Genomic DNA, 9,716 nt, shown 5'->3' on the forward strand with positions numbered 1-9,716 from the left:
CGTCACATGTAGAGCGGCTCCTGCAGGAACGCCAGGATGACCAGCGTTCCCACGGTCAGGATCGCCGCCCAGCGCACCAGTCGCGCCCGGTTGAACCGGGCCGGATCCTCGTCCGGCTCGGTCTCCGGCCGCCTCAGCAGATCAGGCATCGTCGTACCTCCTCCCGTCGTCTCGTCGTCGTTCGGCTCGGCGTCTCAGCTCGGGACCGCCGTCCAGCTCTGGTGGCGCTGCCCGGTGTCGGCCTGGAGCACCAGCACCCGGTGCGTGCCGAAGCGCTGCGCGCCGACCCCGACCACCAGGTCGCCGGCGACGGTGCGCAGCGTGAAGCCGTACGCCGAGGCCTGAAGCGTCCAGCGGGCGGCCGTGTCGGTCGTGCAGTCGCCCTGCACCAGCGGCGTGCCGGCCTGGAGGGTGCCGCCGAGCGGCAGCACGCACTTGTTGCTCGCCTTGGAGACCAGCTGGTACGTGTCGTTCTCCGCCGGTACCAGCTGCCACTGCTGCTGCGTCCCGCCGTCCGCGCTGCCCAGCGTGATCGGCGCGCCGTTCGCGGTGTTCGCCGCGTAGAGGTCGGCCGCGTCGCCGGCGAGCGAGTTGGTCAGCACGAAGTACGAGTTCTGCACCGGCCGGGCCACCGGAGAGGTGGTCGCCGTGCCGGTCGCGTCGTACCCGAACTGTTTGCTGGTCACCCGTACCTGGTACGTGGCGTCCGGCTTCAGGCCGATCAGGCGGGCCCGGGTGGCGAGCGTGGTGGCGACCGGCTGGCCGTCCACCCAGACCTGGTACTTCGCGTCCTTGGCCGCCGCGCTCCAGGTGAGCCGGACCGACATGCTGGTCGCGTCGCGGATCTCCAGCACCGCCTGCACGCCGTCGCCCGAGGACGACCCGGTCTCCGGGGCGCCGCTGTCCTGGTCGCCCGAGCCGTTCGCCCCGGCCTCGTACGCGGCCGGCACCGTGGTCGTCGGCAGCCCCGACGGGTCGGCGGCGGTGGCGCCGGGGTCGGCCTGTGCGGGCTCGCTGGTGGCCGGCGTGGTGGCGGGCACGGTGGGCTCGGTGCTCGCGGCGGCGGCGTCGCTCGGCACCGAGCCGGTGTCGGTGGACGGGCTCGCGTCCGGGGCGGCGGTGGCGCTCGCGTCCGGCTGCACCGCGCCCGGCGCGTCCGGGATGTCGTCGCCGCCGTCGCTGCGCAGCAGGAAGTCGCTGAGCGCCACGTTCCAGTGGGTGTCCAGGTAGCTGCCCGGCGCCGGGTTGGTGTTGAAGTAGTCGTCGTGCCCGCAGTCCAGCCGGATCTCGTGGTTCTTCGGGCAGCTCTGCTTGACCGTCTTCCCCGAACGGTCCTCGCCGCAGAGGATGTCGTAGTCGTCGAGGCAGCCGCCCGCGCCGCTGGCGTGCGGGGCGCCGGTGAGCACCGCGCCGAGCGAGTGGGTCAGCTCGTGCGCCGCCATCACCGAGCTCCAGCAGCCGGAGTCGACCCGGGAGTACGACGGGCCGCCGTTGTTCCGGTTGGTCCGGCCCGGGCGGTTGTCGTCCACGTAGGTGCTGATCCCGCAGTACACGTTGCTGTCGGCGAACATCAGGTACTTGCGGTCGGTCCGGTTGTAGCCGAGGGTCCGCAGCGCGTCCACGGTCGCGGCGAACGAGTCCAGCGAGCCGGCCGGCAGCTGCACCTCGACCACGTCCACCCGGCACTCCGGGGTGGTCACGTACGCGACGTGCCGGGAGCCGCCGGTCTCGCCCGCGCTCGCGTCGTAGATCGCGTCCACGCCCGCGGCCCAGGTCCGGAACGAGTTGAGGAACTCGCCGTACCGGCTGGCGTCGCCGGCGGTGTGCAGGTAGAGCATCTGTACCCGCTTGCCGCTGCGGCCGTCGCCGTCGCAGGCCACCCCGTCGTTGCCCATGATGAAGTCGGCCTGGCCGGGCGCGGCGTCCGGGACCAGGGCCGGTGCGTCCGCGGTGAGCGCGCTGCCGCCGAGGTCACGGGCGATCTCCGCGTCGGCGGGCACGGTGGCTGCCTCCTCGGCGACCGTGGTGGGCAGGTCGGAGGCGGCGGTCACCGCGGCCATGTCGCGGCGGACCGAGAGCCCGGTGGGCGCCGGGTCCGGCCCGTGCGTGCAGGTCTCGTCGTAGAGCAGGTACGACCCGGCGCAGAGCGCGTTGGACGCGGCCGGCTTCAGTCCCTCGTAGACCAGGCCCTGGTCCGGCAGGTCGGCCGGGAGGGCGGTGAGGGTGTAGTCGGACGAGTCGTCCTGGGACGCCGCGATGACGCTGGGGCCGACCACGCTGCCGACGCCGAGGAGGCCGACACCGAGCACCACGGGAAGCATCCGGAAGCTCACTCTGCGTGATCTCCGCCGTCCCCGCTCGGCCCCGGCGCGGCGCCGCCCGGTGGGCGGTGTGCCGCTGGGCTCCGGGCTGCGGTGCGCGGGCACAGCGTCTCCTCGTCCTGCAGGGGCGCGGTGAGAGGGGGCCATGGGGTGCCCGCCTCCCACCGCGTCGGGGCCTCGCCGGTCGCGGCGTTGGGGACGCGCGATGCGCGAACCGGGAAGCCGGATGGGATCAGAGGGAAGATTGCCAGCCCGGGCGATCCAAAGGAACGCTCTTAAAGTAGTTCTAAGCAACTCTTGTTCCGTTGGGGGGAAGCGGCGGTCAAGGGCTTGCCTATTCGTTCGGGAACGTCACGGAGCGTCATTCCCCGTCTGGTCGTTCACGGAGGCGACGGCGCGTCTCGCGTTCCCGCGTCGGGCGGCCCCGTCCGACCAGACCGAAGCGGCTGGGAGTCTTCGGAGTGGCCTCGGCGTCGGCGATCAGCATCACCACGCTCGCGCCACCCATCGCGGCCCGGTCGAGGCTGACCGACCCGCCGGTGGATTGTGTCATCCTCCGGGCGATATCCAAACCGAGGCCGGTCGATCCCTGCTGACTCTGCCCGCGCCGCAGCGCGTTCTCCGGATCGGGGATGCCCGGCCCGGCGTCGTCCACCCGCAGCGCGACCCAGCCGTCCCGCCGGGAGAGCGCCACCTCGAACGCGGTGCCCTGCGGGGTGTACCGGAACACGTTGCCCAGCACCGCGTCGAGCACCGCCGCCAGTTCGGCCCGGGCCACCGGCACCGGGATCCGCACGTGGGCGCCGAGCACGCGGTACTGCCGCTCCTGGTCGCTGGCGAGCGCCGACCAGAACGTCATCCGCTCCCGGACCACCTCGCTGGCGTCGCAGAGACCCTCCTCGGCGGTCGCGGCCACCTGCGCGGCGACCGCCTGCCGGGTGGTGTTGATCAGCTGGTTGACCTCGTCGTCCAGCGAGGCGATCGCCTGCCGGATGCGGCGGATCCCGCGGCGGCGGTCCACCTCCTCGGCGGAGAGGTCGAGGATCTGGGTGTCGTCCGGGTCGAGGGCCTCGGCGTCCAGGCGCAGCGCGGTCAGCGGGGTGCGCAGCCGGTGCGACAGGTCCGCGACCAGTTCCCGCTCGTCGGTGCGCGAGGTGACCAGCCGGTCGGCCATCCGGTTGAACGCGTACCCGGCCTCGGCCAGCTCGCGCGGGCCGGACGGGGTGATCCGTACGCCGAGGTCGCCGCCGCCGACCGCGAGCGCCGCGTCGACCAGGTTGCGGGCGGACGCCACCGAGCTGCGGGCCAGCCGGTCGACCACGATCACCGAGCCGCCGATCAGCACCACGGCGAGGCCGAGCAGCAGCCACCAGTCCCGGGCGGTGTTCTCGCCCAGCGCGGCGTTCGGCACGAACGCCTCGACCACCGAGGTCTTGCCGTCCACCACCACCGGCTGCAGGCGGACCACGCCGCCGGCGACGTTCTCGACGCTGGCCCCGGTGCGGGTCGCCGCGCTGTCGATCTGCGCGGCGCTGGCCCGGCCGCCCTCGGTGGGCGCCAGGCCCGGGGTGTGCACCACCGGGTCGCCGGCCGCCGCGATCGCGGCGGCCACACCCTTGTCGTTCGCGCCGGAGAGGATCGCGCCGGCGACCGTGGCGGTCTCCTGCGCGGCCTCGGCGAGCGCCTCGTCCCGGTGGTCGGAGCGCAGGCCCCAGCCCAGCGGCACCAGGAAGACCAGGGCGGCGATGGCGGTGGTGGCGGCGGTGGTGTACGCCAGCCGCAACCTCAGTCCGGCGCCACCAACCGGAATCCGACCCCCCGCACGGTGCGCAGGTAGCGGGGCTTCGCCGCGGACTCGCCCAGTTTCCGGCGGAGCCAGTACAAATGCACGTCGATGGTCTGGTCCTCGCCGACCGACGGCTGTCGCCATACCTCCTCCAACAGCTCACGACGGGAAACCACCCGGCCCGGGCGGGCGGCGAGGTACGCCAGAAGATCGAATTCCTTGCGGGTCAGCGCCAGCGGCTGCTCGGCCAGGGTGGCACTGCGCTCGCCGACGTCCACCCGGAGCTCGCCGACCTCGTGCACGGCGGGCTGCGCGGTGCGGCTGGCCCGGCCCACCCGGCGCAGCACGGTGGCTATTCGCGCGTCCAGGTGCGCGCCGGTGAACGGCTTGACCATGTAGTCGTCGGCGCCGGCCCGCAGCAGGCGGACGACGGTCTGCTCGTCGTCCCGGGCGGTGGCGATGATGATCGGCACGTCGGTGATGCCGCGCAGCATGCGCAGCGCGTCCGAGCCGTCCAGGTCGGGCAGGCCGAGATCGAGCACGACGAGGTCGGGTGTCTCGGCGGCGACCCGCCGGAGTGCCTCCAGCGCGGTGCCGACGGCGTGCACGGCGTGCCCGCGGTCGGCGAGGGAACGGAGCATGGCGCCACGCACGACATGGTCGTCCTCGACGAGCAGTACGGTGGCCATGCGATGACCGTACCGACTCCGGCGGGCAATGCCTAAAGCGTCATCCAGTGAGATGCCTTGATGACACTCAGTGATGAAATGCGATCCGAACCGCCGATGCCGCCGCCCCTCGCCCGGGTTATGTCGCGTGCCGTGCGCGCATGGTGAAAAAGGCCGGCGGATAGCATCGGGGACGGCCCGGAAAGCCGAGGCTGAAGCTGTCTGAATGGAGAAGACCGTGTCTGCACCCCGTACACCCGCCGTGGCCGACCCACTAGTCGTCCCGGCCGGGACTACGGCGGCCGACGCGGTGGCCGCCGCCGGGCTCCCGGCGCACGGGCCGAAGGCGATCGTCGTGGTCCGTGACGCGGACGGGCGGCTGCGCGACCTGACCTGGGCGCCGGCCGCCGACGCCGTGGTCACCCCGGTCGCGATCGACGAGCCGGACGGTCTCGACGTGCTGCGCCACTCGACCGCGCACGTGCTCGCCCAGGCCGTGCAGGACGTCTTCCCGGAGGCGAAGCTCGGCATCGGCCCGCCGATCCGGGACGGCTTCTACTACGACTTCGACGTGGAGAAGCCGTTCCAGCCGGAGGACCTCGGCCGGCTCGAGAAGCGCATGCAGGAGATCGTCAAGGCTGGCCAGACCTTCCGCCGCCGGGAGTACGCGTCGCTCGACGAGGCCAAGGCCGAGCTCAAGGCGGAGCCGTTCAAGCTCGAACTGGTCGACATCAAGGGTGACGTGGACGAGGAGGCCGCGGCGGTCGGCGCCGGCGAGCTGACCCACTACGACAACCTGAACAAGGACGGCGAGCGGGTCTGGGGCGACCTCTGCCGCGGTCCGCACCTGCCGTCGACCCGCCTCATCCCGGCCTTCAAGCTGATGCGCTCGGCGGCCGCCTACTGGCGTGGCTCCGAGAAGAATCCTCAGCTCCAGCGGGTGTACGGGACGGCGTGGCCCTCCCGGGACGAGCTCAAGGCGTACCTGAACCGTCTCGCCGAAGCGGAACGCCGCGACCACCGCAAGCTCGGCACCGAGCTGGACCTCTTCTCCTTCCCGGACGAGATCGGCTCCGGTCTCGTGGTCTTCCACCCGAAGGGTGGGGTGATCAAGCGCGAGATGGAGGACTACGTCCGCGCCCGGCACATCGAGGAGGGCTTCCAGTACGTCGGCACCCCGCACATCAGCAAGGAGGGGCTGTTCCACACCTCGGGACACCTGCCCTACTACGCGGACACCATGTTCCCGCCGAGCGAGCTCGAGGGTGCCAAGTACTACCTCAAGGCGATGAACTGCCCGATGCACAACCTGATCTTCAGGTCGCGCGGGCGGTCCTACCGTGAGCTGCCGCTGCGCCTGTTCGAGTTCGGCTCGGTCTACCGGTACGAGAAGTCCGGCGTGGTGCACGGCCTGACCCGGGTGCGCGGCCTGACCCAGGACGACTCGCACTCCTACGTCACCGCCGAGCAGGCCCCCGGCGAGATCAAGCACCTGCTGAACTTCGTCCGCTCGCTGCTCGACGACTTCGGCCTGGACGACTACTACCTCGAGCTGTCCACCCGGGACCCGAAGAGCGACAAGTTCATCGGCTCGGACGAGCAGTGGGAGAAGGCCACCAAGGTCCTGGAGGACGTGGCCCAGGAATCCGGCCTCGAGCTGGTCCTCGACCCGGGCGGCGCGGCGTTCTACGGCCCGAAGATCAGCGTGCAGGCCAAGGACGCGATCGGCCGGACCTGGCAGATGTCGACCATCCAGTACGACTTCAACCAGCCCGCCCGGTTCGGGCTGGAGTACCAGGCCGCGGACGGCACCCGCCAGGAGCCGGTGATGATCCACTCGGCGAAGTTCGGCTCGATCGAGCGGTTCTTCGGCGTGCTGGTCGAGCACTACGCGGGCGCGTTCCCGGCGTGGCTCGCCCCGGTCCAGGTGGTCGGCATCCCGATCCGTGACGACCACGCTTCATACTTGGAGGAGTTCGTGGTTCGCCTCCGCAAGGAAGGCATCCGGGCCGAGGTCGACCACTCCACCGACCGGATGCAGAAGAAGATCCGGACCGCGCAGCAGCAGAAGATCCCGTTCATGGCGATCGCCGGTGACGACGACGTGAACGGCGGAACCGTCTCGTTCCGGTACCGCGACGGTTCGCAGCGCAACGGCGTCTCGATCGACGAGGCCGTGGCGCACGTCGTCGAGGTGGTCCGCTCCCGCACCAACGCCGGACCCTCCGCCGAGTAGGGCCGCACAGGGCCTAAAGTCCCGTCCCCGCCTTCCGACCTGATAGCGGATGGAAGCCGCCGCACCGGGCGACGGCGGGGACGGGAAGGGCCGAGATGCGGTTCCGGACACCACGGGTGGCGCTGGCAGGCTATGCCCTGGCCGCGATCTGGTTCGTGCTGTACGTGCTCGGCGTCGGCGACTGGGACTTCCAGATCGTCGCGTTCTCGATCTTCACCCCGCTGATCAGCGCGGTGCCGCTCTGGCTGGCCTGGAAGAGCTGCCGCGAGGCGCACCGCACCGGCCGGCGGGCGGCCCGCCGGCACCTGTTCCTGACCGGGCTGGCCTGGGTATCGCTGGTCTGCTCCGGCCTGACGCAACTGGCCGGCGTGGTGACCGGGGACCGCTCCTACCCGTCCGGGGCGCCCCTGGCGTTCCTCTTCGACGCGCTCGTCCCGGTGCTGCTCGTCGCGGCGCTGCTCACCACGCCGGTGCGGCACCGCTGGTCCTCCAGCAAGCTGCGGCTGGGCCTGGACACCGCCACCGTGATGACCGCCGGGGCCGCCGTGGCCTGGTACTTCGTGGCCCGCCCGGAGCTCGGCACCGGGGGCCCCTCGCCGCTGACCCTGCTCACCCTCGCCGCCCCGCTGGTAGTGATCTTCGCGATGGCGCGCCTGGTGCTGGGCGGCGTGGTCGAGGTCAGCCGCCGGGCGATTCAGCTCGCCGTGATCGGCGCCGGCATCCAGATGGTGATCAACGTGCTGCAGCACGCGGGCGTCGCGCTCGACCGGATGCACAACGTGCTGGCCCTGCGGGAGCTCTTCCTGATCGTGCTGATCGCCGGCATGGTCGCCCACCTCCGCAAGATCACCCACGGCGAGGTGTCGGTCGCGGTCACCGGGCAGCGTCCCTCCAGCGTCCTCCCGTACGCCGCGGTGGCCGTGGTCGACGCGCTGCTCGTCTACGTCGTGCACACCGGCGTCGACCGGGACGTCTGGGTGACGCTCGGCGCCGCGCTGCTCGCCACCGGACTGGTGGTGGCCCGGCAGCTCGTCGGGCTGCGGGACAACAACCGGCTGGTGCTGCGGGTGGACGCGAGCATGACCGCGCTGCGCGAGGCGATGGCCCGCGAGCAGATCCTCAGCGACCTGGGCACCGCGATGCTCGGGACCACCGAGGCGCGGGTCGTGCACGGGCTCGCCGCCGACGCGGCCGTGGCCCTGCTCGGCGATGCCCCGAACGCCCGCTCGTCGGTCATCGTGGCGAACGAGGAGCGCTCCGGCTGGACCGTGGCGCACGTCTCCGGCGCGCACGTGGCGGTGGTCGAGGAGATGACGGTGCCGGCCGACGGCGTACCGGCGGAGCTGCTCGCCCGGATCGCCGCCGGCGCGACGGTGACCGCGCCGGGCTGGGCGGCGCTCGGGCTGGCCGGGCTGGACGGCTTCGACAGCCGGCCGATCATGCTGCTCCCGCTGCTCAGCGGCGAGCGCTTCTTCGGCGTGCTGACCGTGGCGGCCGACGGCGAACTGCCCGCCGACACGGTGAAGTCGCTGGAGACGCTGCGTACCCAGGTGTCGCTGGCGCTGGAGAGCGCGGCGCTCACCGCCGAGCTGACCATGCGGGCGATGCACGACATGCTCACCGGGCTGGGCAACCGGGCGCTGCTGCGTGACCGGCTGACCGGCGCGCTCTCCCGGGCCCGGCGCACCGGCCGGTCGATCGGGGTGCTGCTGCTGGACCTGAACGGGTTCAAACCGGTCAACGACACGTACGGGCACGACGTCGGGGACATGCTGCTCAAGGTGGTCGCGGACCGGCTGCGGGAGTGCGTGCGGACCGAGGACACGGTGGCCCGGCTGGGCGGCGACGAGTTCGTGGTGGTGACCGAGGACCTGCGGCTGCCCGGCGACGCCCTGGTGGTCGCCGAGCGGATCGTGGCCGCGCTGAACGAGCCGGTCGAGATCGACGGGCACCTGCTGCGCACCCCGGCCAGCATCGGCATCGCGCTCTCCGAGCCGGCCCACGCCGGCCCGGACGACGTGCTGCGCGACGCCGACACCGCGATGTACGTCGCCAAGCGGCAGGGCGGTGGCCGCTACCACCTGCACGCCACGCATCTCTCGGTATAGGCGGATTCTGACCTAGGATCCAACTGTGGTGGATGGGGAGTTCGCGGGGACCGGTGAACCGGACGGCCTGGAGCGGCTCTGGACGCCGCACCGGATGACGTACATCACCCATGCGGACCGGCCCGAGGGCTGTCCGTTCTGCCAGGCGCCCGGCCTGCCGGAGGCGGAGAGCCTGGTGGTGGCCCGGGGCGAGCTGGTCTTCGCGGTGCTGAACCTCTATCCGTACAACCCCGGGCACCTGATGATCTGTCCGTACCGGCACGTGGCGGACTACACCGACCTCACCGAGGAGGAGACGGCCGAGCTGGCCGCCTACACCCGGACGGCGATGCGGGTGATCCGTACCGTCAGCAGCCCGCACGGCTTCAACATCGGGATGAACCAGGGTCCGCTCGCGGGCGCCGGGATCGCCGCCCACCTGCACCAGCACATCGTGCCGCGGTGGGGCGGCGACGCGAACTTCATGCCGGTGATCGCCCGTACCAAGGTGCTGCCCCAACTGCTCTTCGACACCCGCGACATGATCACCAAGGCCTGGCCGTAACGGTCGTGGCTGGTGCTCAGGGGTCTCTCGCTCCGCTTGAGAGACCCCTGAGC

7 protein-coding genes are annotated in these 9,716 nt (G+C 71.9%); 3 read left to right on the forward strand and 4 right to left on the reverse strand.

Annotation, left to right across the window (positions count from 1 at the left end; genetic code table 11):
- Positions 1–2 precede the first annotated feature (2 nt).
- From AB0M08_RS39385 to AB0M08_RS39400, 4 genes are all read right to left on the reverse strand, one after another.
- Positions 3–149: a hypothetical protein gene (locus AB0M08_RS39385; RefSeq protein ID WP_364505113.1), complete on the reverse strand. Its 147-nt coding sequence runs from the start codon at positions 147–149 to the stop codon at positions 3–5.
- Positions 150–194: 45 nt separating this feature from the next.
- Complete coding sequence (locus AB0M08_RS39390) at positions 195–2,321, reverse strand: RICIN domain-containing protein (RefSeq protein WP_364505115.1); 2,127 nt, start codon at positions 2,319–2,321, stop codon at positions 195–197.
- 361 nt (positions 2,322–2,682) lie between these two features.
- The gene (locus tag AB0M08_RS39395) at positions 2,683–4,104 is read right to left on the reverse strand and encodes a HAMP domain-containing sensor histidine kinase (protein WP_364505116.1); all 1,422 of its coding nucleotides are present in this window, start codon (positions 4,102–4,104) and stop codon (positions 2,683–2,685) included.
- Between the two features lie 2 nt (positions 4,105–4,106).
- Positions 4,107–4,796, reverse strand: a complete 690-nt coding sequence (locus tag AB0M08_RS39400) for a response regulator transcription factor (protein WP_364505118.1) — start codon at positions 4,794–4,796, stop codon at positions 4,107–4,109.
- Positions 4,797–5,013: 217 nt separating this feature from the next.
- Here AB0M08_RS39400 and thrS point away from each other — a divergent pair, with 217 nt between their 5' ends.
- The 3 genes from thrS to AB0M08_RS39415 all read left to right on the forward strand — a co-directional run bounded on the left by thrS (position 5,014) and on the right by AB0M08_RS39415 (position 9,663).
- Positions 5,014–7,011: a threonine--tRNA ligase gene (thrS, locus tag AB0M08_RS39405; RefSeq protein ID WP_364505120.1), complete on the forward strand. Its 1,998-nt coding sequence runs from the start codon at positions 5,014–5,016 to the stop codon at positions 7,009–7,011.
- Positions 7,012–7,106: 95 nt separating this feature from the next.
- Entirely contained in the window at positions 7,107–9,119 is a 2,013-nt protein-coding gene (locus AB0M08_RS39410) for a sensor domain-containing diguanylate cyclase (protein ID WP_364505122.1), read from the forward strand.
- Between the two features lie 94 nt (positions 9,120–9,213).
- On the forward strand, positions 9,214–9,663 hold the full coding sequence (locus AB0M08_RS39415) for an HIT domain-containing protein (RefSeq protein ID WP_364505128.1): 450 nt from the start codon (positions 9,214–9,216) through the stop codon (positions 9,661–9,663).
- The last annotated feature ends 53 nt before the right edge of the window (positions 9,664–9,716 follow it).

Origin of the sequence: Actinoplanes sp. NPDC051851 (genome assembly GCF_040681165.1) — a bacterium.
Classification (GTDB): Bacteria; Actinomycetota; Actinomycetes; order Mycobacteriales; family Micromonosporaceae; genus Actinoplanes.

Coding starts and splice junctions, on each gene's coding strand:
- AB0M08_RS39415 (WP_364505128.1), top strand. CDS start 9,214: ATGACGTACATCACCCATGCGGACCGGCCCGAGGGCTGTCCGTTCTGC.
- AB0M08_RS39410 (WP_364505122.1), top strand. CDS start 7,107: ATGCGGTTCCGGACACCACGGGTGGCGCTGGCAGGCTATGCCCTGGCC.
- AB0M08_RS39385 (WP_364505113.1), bottom strand. CDS start 149: ATGCCTGATCTGCTGAGGCGGCCGGAGACCGAGCCGGACGAGGATCCG.
- AB0M08_RS39400 (WP_364505118.1), bottom strand. CDS start 4,796: ATGGCCACCGTACTGCTCGTCGAGGACGACCATGTCGTGCGTGGCGCC.
- AB0M08_RS39390 (WP_364505115.1), bottom strand. CDS start 2,321: ATGCTTCCCGTGGTGCTCGGTGTCGGCCTCCTCGGCGTCGGCAGCGTG.